This is a genomic window from Methylobacter tundripaludum SV96 (assembly GCF_000190755.2).
Classification (GTDB): Bacteria; Pseudomonadota; Gammaproteobacteria; order Methylococcales; family Methylomonadaceae; genus Methylobacter_A; species Methylobacter_A tundripaludum.
The window spans coordinates 1,475,643-1,494,917 of sequence record NZ_JH109153.1 but is presented as its reverse complement, the minus strand read 5'-3'; the positions used below and the strand labels follow the sequence as shown (position 1 = coordinate 1,494,917).

Genomic DNA, 19,275 nt, shown 5'->3' with positions numbered 1-19,275 from the left:
AGAATGTATGACTTTATTGACCGCGCAGAAAGAATTTATCAAGATCATTGGTCGATAATTCTACCCAGGTCGGTCTGCCGTGATTGCATTGCCCTATTCTTTCAGTTTGCTCCATATCCCGTAACAAGGCGTTCATTTCATCGATGGTCAGGCGACGATGTGCGCGCACGGCGCCATGACAGGCTACCGTGGCTAATATCTCATTGGATTTTTCCTGTATCCGCTGACTCATGCCGTGCTCAATCATATCGGCCAGCACATCGCGAACCAGAGTTTCCATGTCGGTATTGCCCAATAAAACGGGTATTGAACGCAGGACGATGGTTTCCAGCCCGGAACGGTTGATTTCAAATCCCAGTGTATTGAAAAATTCATGCTCCTGTTCAGCCAAATCCGCTTCCGCTGCACTGACTTTTATTTTAATCGGCAACAACAAGGGCTGATTGGGTACCGCGCCGTTTTGATATTGCTGTTTTAATCGCTCATAGGTGACCCGTTCGTGCGCCGCATGAGCGTCGACCAAAATGATACCGTTAGGAGTTTCAGACAAGATATAGATATTGTGCAAATGTGCAATAGCGTGACCTAAAGGCCTCGCTTCCGGCTGGGCCGATTGCGCCACCGGTTCGGGTTTTGGATACAGCGACGCATAAGCTTGCATGGCTTCTTCTACATGCAAAGGCAATGATGCTTGCTGCGGCGATCTTGAGCTGTAGGCCGTTTTATTATCAAAATTGGGCTTTGATTGTTGGGTTACGCTATCGTTTAGCCAAGCTACATTGTTTGGCTTGGCGTCCAAAACGGCGGGTGTTTGCGGTAACGCTTCGACCTCCACCTGTTGCATTAGATTGCGTCCCGGCCTTAAATCGGCAAGAGAGCGGTGCAATGCCGAAAACAGAAAATCATGTACCAACCGACCTTCCCTGAACCGGACTTCAAGCTTTGCCGGATGCGCATTAACATCAACCAATGCAGGATCGAGCGTCAGGTATAAGACAAAAACCGGATGCCGCCCATGAAACAAGACATCCTGATAAGCCTGCTTAACGGCATGGGAAACCAGTTTATCCCTGACCAGCCTGCCGTTGACATAGAAAAACTGCATATCCTGCTGACTGCGGGAAAAGGTCGGCAACCCGACCCAGCCGGTTAATTGCAGACCTGACGCCGCAAAGTCGATTTTGATTGAATTTTCAATGAAAGCCGAGCCGCAAATACCGGCAATTCTTTGCTCTTGCTCACTCTCAGTTATCGCCGGTTTTAGGTTAAATATTTCCTTTTGATTATGCGAGAGGATAAAACCAATATCAAAACGACTCAACGCCATGCGTTTGATTAAGGTTTCTATGTGAGCAAATTCGGTTTTTTCGGTTTTTAAAAACTTGCGCCGGGCGGGCGTGTTGTAAAACAAGTCGCGCACATCAATGGTGGTGCCTTGCGGATGCGGGTCGGGTTGCGGATTAAAGTCCTGTTCAGTGCCGTCGGCATTGACCCGCCAAGCGCAATCAGCATCGCTAATGCGTGAAATCAGCGTGAGCCGCGAAACAGAGCTGATGCTGGGCAAGGCCTCGCCGCGAAACCCCATGCTGACCACCTGCTCCAGATCTTTTAAGCTGGCAATCTTGCTGGTTGCATGTCGGGACAAGGCCAAAGGCAAGTCTTCTTTGACGATACCGCAGCCGTTATCCCTGATTTTTATCAGCCTTGCACCGCCCTGCTCGATTTCAATACTGACTTGACTGGCTCCCGCATCAAAGCAATTTTCAACCAGCTCTTTAACCACTGACGAAGGTCTTTCGACTACTTCGCCTGCGGCAATCTGATTAACAAGTTGAGTGGGGAGTGAATGAATACGCATCAGCAAGCCTAAAGCAAAAAGCGTATTTTATATGACTGGAGGTAATTATTCACACTTCCTTGCAGGCGTCGCGGCAATAGCGGCTTAGCCTTGAGCCTATTCCTCACATATCTAGAGCCGCCACCTTGCTTTCCGCAGCAATATCTTTGCTGAAATAACTGCGTACGCCATTAAAAATAGCGCCGGCTATCTTTGCTTGATGCGCGGTGTTGACCAACTTAAGCTCTTCCGACGGATTGGAGATAAATGCCGTTTCCACCAAAATAGACGGTACATCGGGCGATTTCAACACCAGAAACCCGGCCTTTTGCACCGAGGCGTAATGCAATTCACCGATATGTTCAAAATTTTTCAATACCTTCCTGGCAACATTCACACTGGCATCTTGCGTCGCAGTCTGCGACAAATCCAGCAACACTGAAGCCAGCACATCTTCTTTATCGTTGAGACTGACGCCGCCAACCAAGTCCGATGCGTTCTCACTGTTCGCCAGCCAGCGCGCGGCCTCGCTGGTCGCACCTTTATTGGATAAGGTAAACACCGAAGCACCTTTGACTGTTGAATTCTGAAAGGCGTCGGCATGAATTGAAATAAACAAATCGGCCTTGGCTGCCCTGGCAATTTGCATTCTTTTTCTAAGATCCACGTAATAGTCGCCTTTGCGAACCAAGACGGCCTTCATACCCGGTTGTTGATTAATTAAATCCGCAAGTTTTCTGGCAATGGCAAGAGTGATTTTTTTCTCCTCGGTACCATTTTGCCCATGAGCGCCAGGATCGTCCCCGCCATGCCCCGCATCGACCGCAACGACTATGTCTTTGTCTCGTTTGGCGACTTTTGTTACTTCAACCGGGCTAGTCGCGGTCTTTCTAGTAACTGCCTTTTGGGATTCTTTAACAGGTTTTTCTTCAATGGATTGGCTGTCGGCCATTTTAGCAGGACCGGCGCTCGCTTTAATCTCCGACTTCTCCACTACCTTCACCGATGTATTCTGGGCTTTGTCCAATAACTCAATAACCAAGCGATGTCCATTCATGCTATTGGTTCTTAAGGACATATTTTTTGAGCTAATATCTCTTTTTAAGTCGACTACAATTCTTATATCGGTTTTATTTTTTGTTGCTACACGTACTTGAGAAAACAGCGGGTGAGATGGCGCCGGCTGGCTTAATGCCAGCTTCACATTGGTATTGCGCATATCGATCACTAAGCGTGACGGGTTATTCATCAAAAAAACCCGATGCTGAGGCGAGGATGTCACATCAAACAGCATTTGAGTTTGATCCGGCGTATTCCAGTAACGCAATGCACTAATATTGATCTGTTCCGCATAACCGGGTACAGCCAATAACTGTAATCCAATAATAAACAAGACCTTCCAGTAACTTTCCATCGCCATAACTCACTAAAGTGATAATCCGGTTTAGATTATAGCAGTATGTGTTTGTTTTTCCAGACCAGTTACATATATTTTTTAATCCTAAGTAGTCTTACCTAGTTCTATCGACCTGCCCAATCCGTCCACAACCAAGCTAATAACCCTATCCGGTTCGGGTAAAAAACCTTTACCCATATCGGGCCACTCAATAAAACAGATGCAATCCTGATCGAAATAGTCTCTTATGCCTATCCATTCCAGCTCTTCGGGATCGGCAACCCGGTACAAATCAAAATGAAATATCTTGCGACCGCCTACCGTATATTCTTCGACCAGCGTATAGGTCGGGCTTTTGACAGCGCCGGTATATCCTGCCGCCCTGAGAAAACCCCTGACCAACGTTGTTTTTCCTGCGCCCAGATCACCATGCAGAAATATTAGGCATTTTGACGGTAATTCCGCCCAAAGCTTAGCGCCAAACTGCTCTGTCGCTTCAGTGTCTTTTAAATAGGTCTTCATTACAGTAACTTCTCATTAGTTAGGGGAATAGGTATAGGCAAAAGGCGAAGGGCAAAAAACGTCGCCTTTTTTATCCGTTTAAATCCGTCCAATCAGTGTCCTCCGTGTTCCATTATTTGCTGACATCATCAATTTATCAATTGCCTGAGATAAGGCATTAAATCACTGGCCAGCAAACCTCTTTCCCCGTCTTTTTCAGCCGCCAAATCCGCCGCGAGCCCGTGATTATAAACCCCTTGCTGCGCCGCATCCTGCAAAGATAAACCCTGAGCCAGCAAACCGGCAATCACACCAGCCAGTACATCGCCCATGCCGCCGGATGCCATGCCGGGATTTCCGGTATTGGAAACGGCGAGTTGATGTTCGAATGCAATCAATGTCCCCGCGCCTTTAAGAATGGCAACACCACCGTAGCCAGCCTGAAGGGATAATGCAGCCGCAAACCGGTCTTTTTGAATGTCGGCAGTAGAGCAGTTTAAAAGCCGGGCCGCTTCGCCGGGATGCGGCGTTAAAATCCAATCCGGCTTTGTTGTCGGTGAGGCAGCTAAAAGATTCAAAGCGTCTGCATCGATTACCATCGGTTTTCCGGAGCTTATCGCGGCATTAAATAACGCTTTTGCCCAATCGCTTTGCCCTAATCCCGGCCCGACAACGACGACATCGGCTTTTTCCAGCAACGCCGCTAGCTGTACGGCAGTTTCGACGCCGTGACACATCAACTCCGGCCTGTTCAAATTCATCAGCCCGGCATGCTCGGCCCGTGTCGCTATGCTGACCAAACCGGAACCCACACGTAAAGCCGCCTCGCCAGCCATTCTGGCGGCACCGGAATAGCCCAGCTCACCGCCTACGATCAGTACATGTCCGCAGTTACCTTTATGCGCACAACGGCTGCGACGCGGCAACTGCGTTTTGACGACACGCGTCGCCGTGGCTTTAAGCCCGGCAAACACATCATCAGGTACTCCCAGTTGCGCATAGCCAATCTCTCCGCAATACTCGGCCGCCTGCCCGGTAAACAAGCCCTGCTTCAGTCCGATAAAAGTAACCGTACAAACGGCTTTTACCGCATAGCCCATCACGTTGCCGGTATCGGCGTTTAAACCCGACGGAATATCCACGGCAATGACGGGGGACGAATGGGCATTGATGGTCTGTATCGCTTCAGCATAAAGCCCGGTTACCGGTCTATCTAGCCCTGTACCCAGCAGCGCATCAACCAGCACATCGGCATCAATGGCCTGTCCGGCCTGAAACGGCATAACCGTACCGTTGACCGCACGGTATTTCCGGTAGGCGGTCAACGCGTCGCCGTTGAGTTTCTCAGGGTCTGAAACCGCATGAACGTAAACGTTCAAGCCCGCTGCCAATGCCAGTCCGGCAATGATATAGCCGTCGCCCGCATTATTGCCGGAACCGCAAAAAACGCCGATAGACCGGGCATCCGGCCATTGTTTTTTGATGCACTGGAAAACCTCATCCCCCGCCCTGCTCATTAATTCAAAACCGGGAATGCCGCGTTCCTGTATGGCGATTCGATCCAGTTCCCTGACCTGTGCCGCACGATAGAGTTTTATTGGTAAATTTTGCATGGTATTTAACGACTCAGCTTTTAACGCAGATGACGCGGATTTAACGGATCAACACTGATAAAATGGAATGATAGGCGCAAGACGAAAGGCAAAGGGCGAAAGATATTTTTCGCCTTTCGCCCTTTGCCTTTCGTCTTTTTTATCCTTCACAATCACATTATATCCTTGTCATCAGCTATGGACACAAGCAGTCAAAAAATGGCCGATCTTGCCCTGCAAATTAAACAATGGGGGCTGGAACTGGGCTTTCAACAAGTGGGCATCACCGACACCGATTTACCGGAAGCGGAAGCGCATCTGAAAAACTGGCTGGACAATAACTTCCACGGCGAAATGGACTATATGCAGCGCCACGGCCTTAAACGCAGCAGACCCGAGTTATTGCATCCGGGGACTCTACGCATTATCTCGGTGCGCATGGATTACCAAACCGAATCCGCCATTACCATGAATCAAGCGCTGGCCGATCCCGCTTCGGCCTATATTTCCCGCTATGCGCTGGGCCGCGATTATCACAAACTGATGCGCAACCGCCTGCAAAAACTGGCCGACAAGATTCAAGCGGAAATCGGCTCCCAGCTCCCAGGCCCCATGCGGGCTTTTGTCGACAGCGCCCCGGTTCTGGAAAAAGCCTTGGCCGAAAAAGCAGGACTGGGCTGGATAGGCAAGCATTCCAATGTCATTAACCGCAAAGCCGGATCATGGTTTTTTCTGGGCGAGCTGTTCACCAACCTGCCGCTACCTGTCGACAGCCCAGCTACAGCGCATTGCGGCGAATGCCGCGCCTGTCTGGATATTTGCCCGACCCAGGCGATTATTGCACCCTATCAGGTCGATGCCAGACGTTGCGTGTCCTATCTGACCATAGAACTGCACGGCTCAATACCGGAAGACTTAAGACCGTTGATCGGCAACCGTATCTATGGCTGCGACGACTGTCAGATCATCTGCCCGTGGAATCGTTTTGCCAAACCAACCGGCGAACAGGATTTCAACCCCCGGCATCGACTCAATACCCAACAATTGCTTGAGGTATTCGCCTGGAGCGAAGTGGAGTTTCTGGCAAAAACCGAAGGCTCGGCGATACGACGAATCGGTCATGAACGCTGGCTCAGGAATATCGCCGTGGCTTTGGGCAATGCGCCTTCATCACCACTTATTATTGACGCCTTAAAACCTATGCTCGCCCATGAGTCCGAGATGGTCAAGGAACATGTAACATGGGCCTTGGCGCAACAAGCGGCTAACGATTCAGCAGAATAAACAAGAGGCGTCCCCCTTCGCCCTTCGCCATAATGACAAATTTAAATGACGACCATCCTGATTATTTGTATCATCCCAATAACGCCTATCGATCCGGGTATTCAATTATGAAAAAAGTATTTTTTATTTTATTGAGCCTACTCTCTTCATTAGCCCACACTGAAGTTTTTAAATGTCAGCTGAAATCGGGCAAAATGGTTTATCAATCTACGCCATGCGAATCTGCCGTAAAACAGGAAACGATAGAGATTCAGAAAATTGATCCGCGTAAAGTCGCCGAAGAAGAAGCCAAACTAAAGGCCTGGAAAGAGGATTTCGCAAGGCGTGAAGAAGCCAGAATCAAGGCCGAAAAAGAACTTCAAGCCGAACAGGACAGAAAAGCCTCTGTTGAAGCGTTGAAAAAAAGTGCTGAATATCAACAGCAGCAAGCTTATAAGGCAAAGCGGCAGGCGGACGCACTGGAGCGGCAAAATATGCAGATCCCATACCAGCAGCCATTTTACCCCTATTATCCGTCTCGTATCCCACTCCCGCCTTACCCGCCTCATCTACCTTACCAACATAATATTAAGGAAAAAACCTTCACAGACCATCAACGCTCGGAGCAACCAGGAATAAAACACGACAAAGATAACGACAATGACGGTACAAAATTTCTTTTTAAATGGAAATAGATGGCCGGAAAGCATCGTCCTGATGCCGAAATCATTAAGACAGCGTCACATCCGTAGATTGTTCAAAATAAACTACAATAGGCGCAACATAAACCATCCAACAGTAACCGGGACCTATGGAAGCTAATATAAAAACAATAAAATCTTTGGCGGTGTTGTGCAGCGGCGGCGACAGTCCGGGCATGAATTCGGCGGTACGTTCGGTAGTCAGGACCGCTATCGGCATGGGCATTGACGTTTACGGCATCTATAAAGGTTATTCCGGTTTGCTGGAGGGCAATATCCAAAAGCTCAACCTGTCCTCGGTCGGCAATATCATCCAGCGCGGCGGCACCATTCTCGACACCTCACGCTGCCTGGAGTTTCACACCCCTGAAATCAGGCAGGAAGCCGCGCACATTTTAGCCAGAAAACATATTGACGCGCTGATTGTGATCGGCGGCAACGGTTCGTTTGCCGGTGCGATGACCTTGCATCAGGAGCATGACATTCCGGTGATCGGCATTCCCGGCACCATTGATAACGACATATCCGGCACCGAATACACGATCGGTTTCAACACCGCAGTACAAACCGCCGTCAATGCCGTAGACAACATCAGGGATACCGCCTCGGCGCATGCCCGAACCTTCCTGGTCGAGGTAATGGGTCGCAAGTCATCCTTCATTGCCTTGCAAGTCGGCATATGTACCGGGGCCGAGCATGTTGTCCTGTCAAATCAGGCGGTCGATTACGAGAAGATTGTCAGCGGCATTAACAAAGGCACGGAACGGGGTAAAACATCATCCATTATCATCGTAGCCGAAGGCGAAAAAGCCGGTTTATCCTACGAAATAAAAGACACGCTAATGACGCAGTACAACCTTAGCGTCCACGCCTGCATTTTGGGACATATCCAACGCGGCGGAAGCCCTACCGCACTGGATCGCCTGATTGCCTCCAAAATGGGTTATGCCGCGGTACAGAGTCTTAACCAGGGATTGCGCTGCCATGTTACGGCTTTTAATAAAGGCGAAATTGAAATGGTGCCCTTATCGGCATGCATGACAGGAAAAAACGAGTCTACCGAGTCGCAGCTTGAATTAATCCGCGCCCTGGCCATTTAAGCGAGCCGACGATGAAAGCGCAAATAGGCCAAAAAACCCCGCTATTATCCGTTTCCACCTGGGTTCAGGGAACTGAAACGAATTTTGACCGACTATTAGGCCAAGTCGTACTGGTCGAGGTATTTCAGGTCAATTGTCCCGGCTGTTTTTTATACGCATTGCCACAGGCGGTAGACTTGCACCGGAAGTACTCGGAACACGGTTTAACGATATTGGGCGTCGCCACCGCGTTTGAGGATTTTGATAAAAACAATATGGAAAATCTAATCCGCCTGATTGAAAACGGCGAGGTGGTCGGAGAAACGCTGCGAATATTAAGCCAACAAGACAAGCTAAGCGCAGGCCTTCTGCCCTATCGCATTCCGTTCCCGGTAGCGATGGACCGTTTGAACAAACGTCAAGGCGAAGTGAGCAATAACGTCATCACAAACTTTATCAAGGACCGCGTCCCAAATTTCGAACAGCGGCCCGAAGCGGACCAACAAAAAATCAGGCAGCAAGTGCGGAATTATTTCCAGTCTCTTGATTACCATGCTGAAACGTTTGAACGTTTCGACTTAAAAGGCACACCCTCGCATATTCTGGTGGATAAACAAGGCATACTCAGGGATTGCGCATTTGGCGATTATCCCGAGTTGGAAATGCGGATACTGGGGTTATTGCAGGAATAAAATACGCGGCTTAAACCGTGTAGCAGTCTAATAAAAACACTCAACAAGGACAGATAAAAAATGCCCATCCACGTCAACATCCCCCATCTATCCAGTCGTAAGACAAAAATCATTGCCACGCTAGGCCCGGCTTCGGATACGCCGGAAGTTATTTACAATCTTATCAAGGCCGGCGTCAATGTTTTCAGGTTGAACATGTCTCATGGCGAACATGAAAGCCACCGCAAGCTGTATACGATAATCAGGGAATCGGCTGAAGCCTTGCATCAGCACATTACCATTTTTGCCGATCTTTGCGGCCCCAAGATCAGAACCGGGAAATTCAAAAACGGCTGTATTGTTATTAAAACCGGCGACCGCGTTGTAGTAACGACCCGGGATATTGTTGGCGAGAAAAATCTTATTCCCTGCCAGTACCCCGGATTGGCTGATGATGTAATGGCGGGAGATCGCATACTGCTGGACGATGGTAAATTCGAACTCAAGGTTATTGAAAAAACAGCCCAGGGCATTAGCTGCGAAGTCATTTACGGCGGCGAGTTAAAAAACAACAAGGGTATCAATCTGCCCGGCGTTAATGTGTCTTGTCCGTCATTAACCGACAAGGACCGAGCGGACGCATTGTTTGCCTTGGATTTGGGCGTTGATTACCTGGCGCTGTCGTTCGTCAGAAAGGCCGAAGACATTACCGACCTGCGTCAGTTGATTATCTCCAGCGGCTACGACACGCACATCATCGCCAAAATTGAAAAACCGGAAGCCTTGATTAACGGCCAGGAAATCATTAACGCCTCCGATGCCATCATGATTGCCAGAGGCGATCTAGGCGTAGAATTGAACCCGGAAGACGTGCCGATTGCCCAGCACCAGCTCATTAAAAGCGCGAGGGCATTGAACAAACCGGTCATCGTCGCCACCCAAATGCTGGAATCCATGATAGAAAACTCCAGACCCACTCGCGCCGAAGTGACCGATGTTTCCAATGCGGTTTATTGCTCTACCGATGCGGTGATGCTGTCCGGAGAAACGGCGGCGGGACACTTTCCGATTGAAGCGGTTGAAATGATGTCCAAAGTCATCTATCAAACCGAAGCGTTCATGAGGGAACAGGATGTTTTCGGTAAATTGGCGCACCGGGATAACGAACAAAAACCGCTACCCTTCGGCGATGCGGTAGCCGACGCGACCGCCCAGCTCTGCTTTGACCTGCATGCAAAAGCCATTGTCAGCATTACCAGCGGCGGCATGTCGGTGGTGACATTGAGCTCAGCAAGGCCTGCTGCACCGCTGATAGCCATCAGCGCCAACAAATGGGTGTGCCAGCGGATGAATCTATACTGGGGGGTTATACCGATACACGCGGAGGATGCAGGCCACACCCATCCCAATAAACTGGCGCGTCATCATGCCCTTGCAACAAAGCTGGCAAACGAAGGCGATAACGTAATTGTCGTTCGCGGTTTTCACCTGGACAGCCAGTTGAGCTCACCGACCATCACCATGCTGACGCTTTGATGTTTTTGGGCACGCCAGAGTTTCTGTAGGGTGTGCCGTGCGCGCCACAAAATCCCTGTAGGCCGGAATAAGCCTGTTTGAGCGGCAGCGAGAACTGGCGTTTCCGGCAAACACCTCCCGAATCCGCCGGAAAAGCTTCCGCTCCTCGGCAACTGCTCCTGCGTTGCTCTACCTCCTGCATCCATGCAGTCGTGCTCACGCTCCTTACCTACATCCATGTAGGCAACGCCACCTCGCGCTACGCGCCTGGATGGCCTTATTCCGGCCTACGCCTAGGTAAGGGAAGCTCCAGCTTACTGTTTCACGAAACTAGAGTTTCCCGACGTCATCAATCTGGATATTGGAGACCAACAATTGCCTAAACCCTGTGCCCCCGCCATCCGTAATAAGCGATGTAGCAATAACAAAGTACCGGGATAAAAAACGCCTGTTGAATGCCGATCCGGTCGGCAAATAATCCTTGCACGACAGGAAGGATAGCGCCGCCGACGATGGCGGCGCACAAAATCCCCGATCCCTGCCCGGTGTGCTTTCCCAAGCCGCTAACCGCCAATGAAAAGATGGTGGGAAACATGATCGAGTTAAACAGCCCGACCGCAAGAAGCGTCCACATCGCAACCTGACCGCTGCCGAACATGGTCATTAAAACCAACAGCGCCGCCGTTACCGCGTTAAAGGTAAGCGCTTTGCCGGGCTGGATTTTTTGCATGACTGCCGCCCCGATAAATCGCCCGACCATGGCGCCGCCCCAATAAAACGACACATACTTTCCGGCCTCTTGTTCCGCCAATCCGGCAATGGCAGGCTCGCCCAGAAAATTGATCAAAAAACTGCCGATGGACACTTCTCCGCCGACATAAACAAAAATGCCGATTGCGCCCAAGACCAAATGCTTGTAACCCCAGGCGCTATCATGAACATCATCTGCACCGCCTGAAACCTGCTCTTCGGTAGCTTCAATTTTGGGTAATTTGATCAGCACAAAAACGATCGCAATCAAAAATAAAACCGCAGCAAGCAACAAGTAAGGGATTTGCACAGCGGCCGCTTGCGCCGCCTGGTAAGTCGATAATTCATCGGTATTCAGCAGTTGGATTTCATCTGCCGTTTTAACGGCAGTGGCAAGGATAAATAACGCGCCGAAATAAGGGGCGATAGTCGTACCCAGCGAATTAAACGCCTGAGTCATGGTCAATCGGCTGGAAGCGGTTTCCGGTTTGCCTAATATGGTGACGTACGGATTTGCGGCAACCTGTAACAAGGTAATGCCGGAGGCCAATACAAAAAACGCCGCCAGAAATAACGGATAGGAGTGCGAACTTGCGGCCGGGTAAAACAGCAAACAGCCGATGCCCGCTATGGATAACCCGGCAATGATGCCGCCCTTGTAATCGATTTTTTCGACTAAATAGCCGCTGGGAACGGATACGACAAAATAGGCGGTAAAGAAGCAAAATTGAACCAACATTGCTTCCGTATAATTCAGGGTGAACACTGCTTTCAAATGAGGGATCAAAATATCATTCAAGCAGGTGATAAAACCCCAGATAAAAAACAGCGAAGTTAATACCGTTAACGAGCCTAAATAAGGATTTTTGTCGGAACTATTTGTCGAGTCGGTTGTATTGATCATAAATTTACCGGCATGTTCGTTTAAAAAACTAAAAAGATTATCACCACGAAGGCACGAAGAAATAAATCTTCGTGTCTTCGTGGTGAAAAAGGCTTTCAATCGCCTATTTATGTTGTTATTTCGTCACCGTAAAGCCAACCATTTCATTGCCGACCATCACCTTAAAATCTCCCGGTTCCACAATCCGCTTCAAATCAACGCCAATAAACGACAAATCACGCGGCGTTAAGGTAAAACTTAAACTCTCGGATTGCCCCGGATTCAATTCGACTTTTTTAAACGCTTTAAGTTGTTTGTTAGGCCGGGTCACCGAAGCCGCCACATCATTGATGTAAACCAACACGGTTTCCTTGCCTTTTAACGAACCGGTGTTTTTGACATTAACGGTGACATTGATATTTTCGCCGATGTTGATTTTTTCTTTTTCCACCTTCAAATCGCTGGTTTCAAAAGTGGTATAGCTTAAGCCATGCCCGAATGGATAAAGCGGGTTATAAATATTCGACTCAAACGACTCAATGGGCTTATAGTCATACGGAGTAATACCGTTGGTGTTTCTAGGATAGGAAATGGGCAGCTTGCCGTTGGGGTTGTAGTCGCCGTACAAAATATCGGCAATGGCCTCGCCGCCCTCCATGCCCGGCAAAAAGCCCAGAATAACGCCGGAAGCCCGTTCTGCAATCGACGTAATAATACGCGGACGACCGCCCAGGGTCAGCAAAACCACCGGCTTTCCGGTTGCAATCGCGGCATTGGCAAGATCGACTTGCGCCTGATCGAGATTTAACGTCTCAATATTGCCCGGCGTTTCGGTATAAGGATGCTCGCCCAGACTAAGCAGAATAACGTCGTGATCTTTAGCCTCATCAATCACCTTTTGAACATCGATTGGCGCATCAAAGGCATCGCCACCAACGTAAGTCACTTTGCCGGTAGCTTTTTCCTGTATGGCTTCCAAGACCGTCAGTTTCTCCTGAGGATATAACTCTTCAGTTGCGCCCTGCCAGGAAACCGTCCAGCCGCCATTCATCGCACTGAGCAAATTGGCGGTTGGGCCTGTCACCAGAATATTGGCGTCTTTTTTCAGCGGCAGGATGTTGTGCTCGTTTTTGGCAAGCACAATCGATTCGCGCGCCGCCTGACGATTGGTTTCTATAGCCTCAGCCGTGGCAAAGTTACCTTCAATCGGCAACAGCGGTTTAGGCTCGAATAATCCGGCTTGATACTTGACCGTCAGTATCCTGGACACGGCTTCATCAATACGGGACATCGGCACTTCGCCGGATTTGACCAAATCAACCAGCAAATCATAAAAAGAAAAATCGAACGGCACCATGCTCATGTCGATACCGGCCATCACCGCAATTTTTACCGCTTCTTTGGGTGACGCCGCCATCTTGTCACGAGTATAAAGACGCTCGATGTCCGCCCAGTCGGACACGGTAAAGCCTTTAAAGCCCAGTTCGCCGCGTAAAATCGTGGTCAGGTAATGATGATTGGCGTGTCCGGGGATGCCGTCAACTTCCGCCGAATTGACCATCACCGTCGGCGCTCCCGCTTTCACGCCCGCTTCAAAGGTCGGCAGAAAATATTCGCGCAGCATTCTTTCGCCTATCCAGGCAGGCGTCCGGTCTTTGCCGTTAAGGGGATAGCTGTAACCGACATAATGTTTCAGGCAAGTCGGCAATTTATCGGCAGCGGAAAAATCATCGCCTTGATGGCCTTTAATATAAGCCGTACCCATCACCGTCGCCAAATGCACATCTTCGCCGAAGGTTTCCCACAAGCGCGGCCAAAGCGGTTGGCGACCAATATCCATCACCGTGGAAAAATTCCATTGCTGGCCGGAGGCGCGCACTTCCCTGGCGGTGATTTCGCCTTCCTTGAAAGCCAGATCCGAATTGAACGTCGCCGCCATGTTAATGGCTTGCGGAAACAATACCGAGTTTTGCGTGTAAGTCGCGCCATGAATCGCATCAATTCCGTAAATAACCGGAATTTTCAGGCGCGTTCTTGCCGCCGCATCCTGCACGGTGCGCATCATTTTTCGCCATATATCAATTGATTGCGCCTTGTTGTCGGGCGTAAAGGGCGTGTTAAGAATGGAACCCACATGATGTTTTAACACCGCATCTTCCAGCTTGGCCGGATCGATTTGATCCTCAGCGTTTTGTTCTTTAGGAACGCCGATCACCGTAAAATCAACCTGCGTCATCTGCCCTACTTTTTCTTCAAGCGTCATTTGGGACAGCAGGTTTTTGACTTTACTTTCTATTGCTTTGTTTGTTTCTTGTGCATTCACAGAATGCCCCGTCATGACCGAAAAGAGGATAATTAAAATGATATGTAAGGTTTGCAACTTAATATTCTTCGCGTGTTGGTTGTTTAAGATTCATGGGTTCGACAAGGCCTTTAGTCCTGAGCGCAGCCGAAGAGTTACCACGAACGGCAATGGAGTTAAATCTATTGGCATTTTAAGCTGCGCCACGGCTTTTCTACAAAAAACATTATCGATCAGGCTTGGCGGACTTCCAAGCTCCAATTCGTCCTTGTCTGAAAGAATTAATCATTTGACATGCAGACTTTTGCAGCGTAGCTTTTTAGGTAGAGAGTGGGATTGAAAATTGTCACTCGCTTATAAGACCTTTGAGGAGGAAATGTGAATTTTACAAAATCAATCTTATTAACAGTAACTTATAGCGTGGTTTTGCTGGCCCCTGCAATGGCGGTTGCAGATGATCCTGATTCGGCGACATTTCAGGCAGATAAGGATCGCCAAATAGCCAATGTTCTGGAAAAGGTGCAAATTGCTCAAAAAAACCTGAGCTGTGTGCAAGCCGCTCAAGACCATGCGGCTTTAAAGGTTTGTGAGGATACCTTTAAACAAGATTATGATGTTTCAGAGACGAAAGTAAAAGCACAGACCACCGATAAAAAAGCCCCACAAGGTGCGAAAAACAAGGAAAAGCAGTAACAACTAAAGTTCCGGTTACTCCCGTTACATCTAAATCACATGGAACACCAGTCGTTCACGCGGCTGGTGTTTTTTAGTTTTATCGTTAGACCGTGTACATGGGCTTACCGTCATTAAGCCGCAACCAGCCTTTGACTATGCGGTAAATGATCCAGATGCCATCAGCGACAAGCACAAACCACCCGATAATGAACACCATCGTGATTGTCCCCAGCACACCCCAAAGCACTCCGAACCAAAAAGTCCTGATTTGCCAACGAAAGTGACTCTCCAGAAATGTTCCGACCACGTCATCCTTTTTGACATAGTTCATCACGATTGCAATGATGGCTGTGATACCGACAAAATAAGACGCGGCGTAGAGTGCGTAAATAACCGTGGTAAGGGTTATTGCTGATTTTTCGTTTTCTGTGGTGGCTATGTTTTTCATCGATGTTTTCACTTTTGTAAATTTGTTACTTTGCATCGTTCACGCTCGGTATGGGAACGGCATATTACGCTGATTTACGCTGGTCGCTGGTTCCCAAGCTCCAGCTTGGGAACCCAGAAGGCGAAGCTCTAGCTTCGCGAAACGGGAAGCTAGAGCTTCCAAAACGAATTTCCAAGCTTGAGCTTGGGAACTAGCGAATATGAGTTATCTCGTTGATTCGACTTTCCGCGCCAAGCCAAAAACTACAAAAACAGCTCCACACAATCCTCCAACTATTTGAGGAACCAAGCTTTCTTGTCCATTTTGAGATAATGCTGATAATCCACCGGCAACGTAAACGATCATAACGATAACGAAAGTAATTGGTACCTCACCTTTTCGTGTATTGACGAATGATGCAGCAAGCATAAGCATGTACACAACACAACTTGCCCCAATAACTCCGCCATCAAATAAAAATGACTGAACAAGTCCAGAAATAAAAGCTGTGAGTAGGATCATTACTATTAGCTGGAGTGAGCCATATCTTTCTTCCGTAATAGGCCCAATTAGAAGTATTAACGTTAGATTACTAGCGACCTCATTCCAGCTTCGATGTCCAAGCACAAAAGATATTGTTCTTAAATAATGATTAATATTTGTAAATAAAAATTCACGTGGAACGGAGAAAAACTCCATTATTTGGTAAGAGTAGCGCGTCTGATATGATAAGTGAACAATAAGGATCAATGCAGAAAATACAAGAATTACTGGAGAGTTCAATTTTAATTTCCATCCTTGGTGTCTGTGTATGTTTATCGTCAGATCGTTATTGATAGTGTTTCCCTGAACTATGTTATCCCGAACATTGAATAAATTTTCGATTATATTTCGAAATAAGAACTGCTCTGACATCTAGATACCTTGAGGTTATGTGATAAAAAATTTGCAACCGATTATATCCGTTAATAAATCTATATCAAGCAATACCCTACCAACCTTGTTGGAAGAGATGCGCCAAATTATGTGCTTAAAAAGCATAAACCAACGTTGTTATGGTTTTTTAAATTGGGTATGTTATTTTGTTGTCATTCCAATACATTCAAACCATAAAAAACCCATGCAAACAAATTACCGGCAGTTCAGTTTATTACTGTTACTGCTCATTTCAATAGGCTGTAGCGAGACCATCACTTCGGCTCCGGATGTGACCTTCACCACCATCACCGGCCAAAAAATCGCCCTAAAAGATTTGCGCGGCAAACCGGTTATCGTCACTTTCTGGGCGACAGATTGCCCTTCGTGTATCAAGGAAATTCCCGATCTAATCGATCTGTATACCCAATACCACGCATCGGGTCTTGAGATGATCGCCGTTGCGATGTATTACGACCCGCCGAATCACGTCGTCGATATGACTAAAGCCAAGCAGCTGCCCTACAATGTGGCGCTGGATTTGAATTCGGAACACGCCCGGGCTTTCGGCGGCGTCATGTTTACACCCAGCACCTTTTTGATTGCCCCGGACGGTTCGGTTGTTAAAAAAGAAATCGGTCTTTTCGACCTGGCAAAAATGAAAACAAATATCGAATCACTACTTAAAGGCTAGCCCATGCTCTGGTTAAAAGCGTTACACCTGATTTTTATGGTCACCTGGTTCGCCGGTCTGTTTTACCTGCCGCGCCTGTATGTTTATCACGCGATGAGCTCTGACGAGATCAGCAATGAGCGCTTTAAGGTGATGGAGCGCAAACTGTTCTTCGGCATTATGACGCCGGGCATGATTGCAACCTTGCTGTTCGGTATCTGGATGTTGGTTGCTTACGACTGGGCTGTTTATGCTAATGCCGGTTGGCTGCACGCAAAACTGGCGCTGCTGGCGCTGACGCTGGTTTACCACTATTTTTGCTATCAGTGGCTGCTTGATTTTAAACATGACCGTAACCGGCGTAGCCATGTGTTTTATCGCTGGATGAATGAGGTGCCGGTTCTGTTTTTGGTCGGTATCGTAATCCTGGCGGTTGTTAAGCCTTTTTGATGAGATAAATCATTTATAATGTAGCATCCGTATTTTAGAAAAAAATACTATTTCCAACAGTTGCTGAAAATCATTTTACCAATGGAGTTTAAGCCATGATGACATTAGAACTCGACGATGAAACAGCTCACTTGCTCGATCAGTTGACTCAGCGAGAACATTTAGACCCAGCACAATTGGTCAAGCAAGCCCTCGCCGATTATCTTGGTACCCTGCAAATCACTCATGCAGGAAAGAATGAACTTATGTCCGACATCATCGCTACACTCCCCAGTTTGCCCACGTTTACAGGCGACCCGTTAGCCATCCAAAAGGCATTACGCGATGAATGGGATTAGCTATTTACTCGATACCAATATCATTATTGGTATGTACCAAAAAAGCGCAGAGGTCATAGCACTTATGCAAGCTAAGAAAATTAACATTAGCCAATGCGCGTTTAGCGGCATCACTCGCATGGAACTGCTCAGTTTTCCGGGCATAACCGAAAACGAAGAACAAGCGATTGAAAGTCTATTGGATAGAATGACTCATTTGAGCGTTTCCCCTATCATTGAAGATCTGACTATTCAATTTAGACGTCAGCATCAAACAAAACTGCCCGAGCGATTATTGCTTCAACAGCAAAAACCCATGCCATTGAGTTGCTAACGCTCGACAAGAAATTATCTTCAAAGCTATAAACCTCGCATAAAGCAGGTTTAGCAAAAGACTTTGAAAAACTAAAAACACTCATTTTTTAAAGTACTCAATATTTTAGAGAAATATGAATCTATCTGACTTTACCCACTGCGCCTATATTGCCGGTCTCTTAGGCGGCTTATTGATCGGCATAGCCGCTGCCCTGTTTGTGTTATTGAATGGCCGAATTGCAGGTATCAGCGGAATTTTAGCCGGCCTTCTTCAAGCCGACAAAGGAGACAAAACCTGGCGCGTACTGTTCCTGCTCGGCATGGCAGTTGCGCCTTTCGTTTATCAAATTGCCTCCGATCTCCCCCCTGTGATAATCGAAGCGGGAACCGCGCAATTGATCATTGCCGGTCTGCTGGTAGGCTTGGGCACCAGCTATGCGTCAGGCTGCACCAGCGGCCATGGCGTCTGCGGCATTTCTCGAGGATCGATACGATCCATTGCCGCTACGCTGACTTTCATGATGGCGGGTATTATCACCGTTTATCTGACTCGCCACTTGATAGGGCTCTAACTATGCTGAATATTAATGCTTTTGTCGTTGGACTGTTGTTTGGCCTGGGCCTGATCATCTCCGGCATGACCGATCCATCGAAGGTCATTAGCTTTCTGGATTTGGCCGGTGCGTGGGACCCGTCTCTCGCGTTCGTCATGGGCGGTGCCATTTTGGTTGGTGCCGGAGCCTTTACTCTCGCTAAAAAACGTCAGCGTAGTTTGCTTGGAGCACCTATGCAGTTGTCCTCTGCAACCGAGTTGGATAAAGGTTTGCTAATTGGCAGCCTGGTTTTTGGGATCGGCTGGGGACTTTCAGGTTTTTGCCCCGGACCGGCTGTAGTAAGTGCGGCCGCAGGACAACCCAAAGCATGGATATTTGTTGCGTCGATGCTTGCTGGAATGGCTTTGTACGTCATGATTGAGCGGCGCGGGAAGTAATATTCCGATTATTGCCGGTTTT

General features: G+C 48.2%; 21 protein-coding genes. 12 read left to right on the top strand and 9 right to left on the bottom strand.

Annotation, left to right across the window (positions count from 1 at the left end):
- Window positions 1-13 precede the first annotated feature (13 nt).
- The 4 genes from mutL to METTU_RS19440 all read right to left on the bottom strand — a co-directional run bounded on the left by mutL (window position 14) and on the right by METTU_RS19440 (window position 5,347).
- Entirely contained in the window at window positions 14-1,858 is a 1,845-nt protein-coding gene (gene mutL, locus METTU_RS19455) for a DNA mismatch repair endonuclease MutL (RefSeq protein ID WP_006893690.1), read from the bottom strand.
- A gap of 103 nt (window positions 1,859-1,961) precedes the next feature.
- On the bottom strand, window positions 1,962-3,251 hold the full coding sequence (locus METTU_RS19450) for an N-acetylmuramoyl-L-alanine amidase (RefSeq protein ID WP_006893689.1): 1,290 nt from the start codon (window positions 3,249-3,251) through the stop codon (window positions 1,962-1,964).
- A gap of 87 nt (window positions 3,252-3,338) precedes the next feature.
- The gene (tsaE, locus tag METTU_RS19445) at window positions 3,339-3,755 is read right to left on the bottom strand and encodes a tRNA (adenosine(37)-N6)-threonylcarbamoyltransferase complex ATPase subunit type 1 TsaE (protein ID WP_006893683.1); all 417 of its coding nucleotides are present in this window, start codon (window positions 3,753-3,755) and stop codon (window positions 3,339-3,341) included.
- A 128-nt stretch (window positions 3,756-3,883) separates the two neighbouring features.
- A complete protein-coding gene (locus METTU_RS19440) occupies window positions 3,884-5,347 on the bottom strand; it encodes a bifunctional ADP-dependent NAD(P)H-hydrate dehydratase/NAD(P)H-hydrate epimerase (RefSeq protein WP_006893681.1) in 1,464 nt (487 codons plus the stop codon).
- A 177-nt stretch (window positions 5,348-5,524) separates the two neighbouring features.
- On the opposite strand from METTU_RS19440, the gene queG reads away from it, so the two are divergent.
- From queG to pyk, 5 genes are all read left to right on the top strand, one after another.
- Window positions 5,525-6,610, top strand: coding sequence for a tRNA epoxyqueuosine(34) reductase QueG (queG, locus tag METTU_RS19435; protein ID WP_006893680.1), 1,086 nt, complete (start codon window positions 5,525-5,527; stop codon window positions 6,608-6,610).
- Between the two features lie 107 nt (window positions 6,611-6,717).
- Window positions 6,718-7,284 carry a DUF4124 domain-containing protein gene (locus METTU_RS19430; protein ID WP_169624992.1) on the top strand — a complete coding sequence of 189 codons (567 nt, stop codon included), beginning with the start codon at window positions 6,718-6,720 and terminating at the stop codon, window positions 7,282-7,284.
- Between the two features lie 116 nt (window positions 7,285-7,400).
- Window positions 7,401-8,390 (top strand): 6-phosphofructokinase, encoded by a 990-nt coding sequence (pfkA, locus tag METTU_RS19425; protein ID WP_006893678.1) that lies wholly within the window; start codon window positions 7,401-7,403, stop codon window positions 8,388-8,390.
- Between the two features lie 11 nt (window positions 8,391-8,401).
- Window positions 8,402-9,061, top strand: a complete 660-nt coding sequence (locus tag METTU_RS19420; protein ID WP_006893677.1) for a peroxiredoxin family protein — start codon at window positions 8,402-8,404, stop codon at window positions 9,059-9,061.
- A gap of 60 nt (window positions 9,062-9,121) precedes the next feature.
- Entirely contained in the window at window positions 9,122-10,576 is a 1,455-nt protein-coding gene (gene pyk, locus METTU_RS19415) for a pyruvate kinase (protein WP_006893676.1), read from the top strand.
- Here pyk and METTU_RS23420 read toward each other — a convergent pair.
- The 3 genes from METTU_RS23420 to METTU_RS19405 all read right to left on the bottom strand — a co-directional run bounded on the left by METTU_RS23420 (window position 10,557) and on the right by METTU_RS19405 (window position 14,511).
- Window positions 10,557-10,775, bottom strand: a complete 219-nt coding sequence (locus tag METTU_RS23420) for a hypothetical protein (protein WP_150107898.1) — start codon at window positions 10,773-10,775, stop codon at window positions 10,557-10,559. The genes pyk and METTU_RS23420 overlap by 20 nt on opposite strands.
- 159 nt (window positions 10,776-10,934) lie before the next feature.
- A complete protein-coding gene (gene fucP, locus METTU_RS19410) occupies window positions 10,935-12,209 on the bottom strand; it encodes an L-fucose:H+ symporter permease (RefSeq protein ID WP_006893674.1) in 1,275 nt (424 codons plus the stop codon).
- A gap of 115 nt (window positions 12,210-12,324) precedes the next feature.
- The gene (locus METTU_RS19405) at window positions 12,325-14,511 is read right to left on the bottom strand and encodes a glycoside hydrolase family 3 N-terminal domain-containing protein (RefSeq protein ID WP_254258065.1); all 2,187 of its coding nucleotides are present in this window, start codon (window positions 14,509-14,511) and stop codon (window positions 12,325-12,327) included.
- Window positions 14,512-14,868: 357 nt separating this feature from the next.
- Between METTU_RS19405 and METTU_RS19400 the strand changes: the two genes are divergently transcribed.
- Window positions 14,869-15,183, top strand: a complete 315-nt coding sequence (locus METTU_RS19400; protein ID WP_006893666.1) for a hypothetical protein — start codon at window positions 14,869-14,871, stop codon at window positions 15,181-15,183.
- Between the two features lie 85 nt (window positions 15,184-15,268).
- Here the strand turns inward: METTU_RS19400 and METTU_RS19395 are convergent, their stop codons facing one another.
- Together METTU_RS19395 and METTU_RS19390 are read right to left on the bottom strand one after the other, a co-directional pair.
- Window positions 15,269-15,613, bottom strand: a complete 345-nt coding sequence (locus METTU_RS19395) for a DUF4870 family protein (RefSeq protein ID WP_040581572.1) — start codon at window positions 15,611-15,613, stop codon at window positions 15,269-15,271.
- Between the two features lie 204 nt (window positions 15,614-15,817).
- Window positions 15,818-16,375 carry a rhomboid family intramembrane serine protease gene (locus METTU_RS19390; RefSeq protein WP_169624989.1) on the bottom strand — a complete coding sequence of 186 codons (558 nt, stop codon included), beginning with the start codon at window positions 16,373-16,375 and terminating at the stop codon, window positions 15,818-15,820.
- 337 nt (window positions 16,376-16,712) lie between these two features.
- Here METTU_RS19390 and METTU_RS19385 point away from each other — a divergent pair, with 337 nt between their 5' ends.
- From METTU_RS19385 to METTU_RS19360, 6 genes are all read left to right on the top strand, one after another.
- Window positions 16,713-17,201, top strand: coding sequence for a peroxiredoxin family protein (locus tag METTU_RS19385; protein WP_006893661.1), 489 nt, complete (start codon window positions 16,713-16,715; stop codon window positions 17,199-17,201).
- A gap of 3 nt (window positions 17,202-17,204) precedes the next feature.
- Window positions 17,205-17,630, top strand: a complete 426-nt coding sequence (gene hemJ, locus METTU_RS19380) for a protoporphyrinogen oxidase HemJ (protein ID WP_006893660.1) — start codon at window positions 17,205-17,207, stop codon at window positions 17,628-17,630.
- Window positions 17,631-17,725: 95 nt separating this feature from the next.
- Window positions 17,726-17,968 (top strand): ribbon-helix-helix domain-containing protein, encoded by a 243-nt coding sequence (locus METTU_RS19375; RefSeq protein WP_006893658.1) that lies wholly within the window; start codon window positions 17,726-17,728, stop codon window positions 17,966-17,968.
- A gap of 64 nt (window positions 17,969-18,032) precedes the next feature.
- Window positions 18,033-18,281, top strand: a complete 249-nt coding sequence (locus METTU_RS19370; protein ID WP_254258063.1) for a PIN domain-containing protein — start codon at window positions 18,033-18,035, stop codon at window positions 18,279-18,281.
- Window positions 18,282-18,396: 115 nt separating this feature from the next.
- Window positions 18,397-18,834 carry a YeeE/YedE family protein gene (locus METTU_RS19365; RefSeq protein ID WP_006893655.1) on the top strand — a complete coding sequence of 146 codons (438 nt, stop codon included), beginning with the start codon at window positions 18,397-18,399 and terminating at the stop codon, window positions 18,832-18,834.
- A gap of 2 nt (window positions 18,835-18,836) precedes the next feature.
- Complete coding sequence (locus tag METTU_RS19360; protein ID WP_006893654.1) at window positions 18,837-19,253, top strand: YeeE/YedE family protein; 417 nt, start codon at window positions 18,837-18,839, stop codon at window positions 19,251-19,253.
- Window positions 19,254-19,275: the final 22 nt, after the last annotated feature.

Bases quoted from the DNA above. Each gene is read 5' to 3' on its own strand.
- mutL (WP_006893690.1), bottom strand. From the start codon at position 1,858: ATGCGTATTCATTCACTCCCCACTCAACTTGTTAATCAGATTGCCGCA.
- METTU_RS19450 (WP_006893689.1), bottom strand. From the start codon at position 3,251: ATGGAAAGTTACTGGAAGGTCTTGTTTATTATTGGATTACAGTTATTG.
- tsaE (WP_006893683.1), bottom strand. From the start codon at position 3,755: ATGAAGACCTATTTAAAAGACACTGAAGCGACAGAGCAGTTTGGCGCT.
- METTU_RS19440 (WP_006893681.1), bottom strand. From the start codon at position 5,347: ATGCAAAATTTACCAATAAAACTCTATCGTGCGGCACAGGTCAGGGAA.
- queG (WP_006893680.1), top strand. From the start codon at position 5,525: ATGGACACAAGCAGTCAAAAAATGGCCGATCTTGCCCTGCAAATTAAA.
- METTU_RS19430 (WP_169624992.1), top strand. From the start codon at position 6,718: ATGAAAAAAGTATTTTTTATTTTATTGAGCCTACTCTCTTCATTAGCC.
- pfkA (WP_006893678.1), top strand. From the start codon at position 7,401: ATGGAAGCTAATATAAAAACAATAAAATCTTTGGCGGTGTTGTGCAGC.
- METTU_RS19420 (WP_006893677.1), top strand. From the start codon at position 8,402: ATGAAAGCGCAAATAGGCCAAAAAACCCCGCTATTATCCGTTTCCACC.
- pyk (WP_006893676.1), top strand. From the start codon at position 9,122: ATGCCCATCCACGTCAACATCCCCCATCTATCCAGTCGTAAGACAAAA.
- fucP (WP_006893674.1), bottom strand. From the start codon at position 12,209: ATGATCAATACAACCGACTCGACAAATAGTTCCGACAAAAATCCTTAT.
- METTU_RS19395 (WP_040581572.1), bottom strand. From the start codon at position 15,613: ATGAAAAACATAGCCACCACAGAAAACGAAAAATCAGCAATAACCCTT.
- METTU_RS19385 (WP_006893661.1), top strand. From the start codon at position 16,713: ATGCAAACAAATTACCGGCAGTTCAGTTTATTACTGTTACTGCTCATT.
- hemJ (WP_006893660.1), top strand. From the start codon at position 17,205: ATGCTCTGGTTAAAAGCGTTACACCTGATTTTTATGGTCACCTGGTTC.
- METTU_RS19375 (WP_006893658.1), top strand. From the start codon at position 17,726: ATGATGACATTAGAACTCGACGATGAAACAGCTCACTTGCTCGATCAG.
- METTU_RS19370 (WP_254258063.1), top strand. From the start codon at position 18,033: ATGCAAGCTAAGAAAATTAACATTAGCCAATGCGCGTTTAGCGGCATC.
- METTU_RS19365 (WP_006893655.1), top strand. From the start codon at position 18,397: ATGAATCTATCTGACTTTACCCACTGCGCCTATATTGCCGGTCTCTTA.
- METTU_RS19360 (WP_006893654.1), top strand. From the start codon at position 18,837: ATGCTGAATATTAATGCTTTTGTCGTTGGACTGTTGTTTGGCCTGGGC.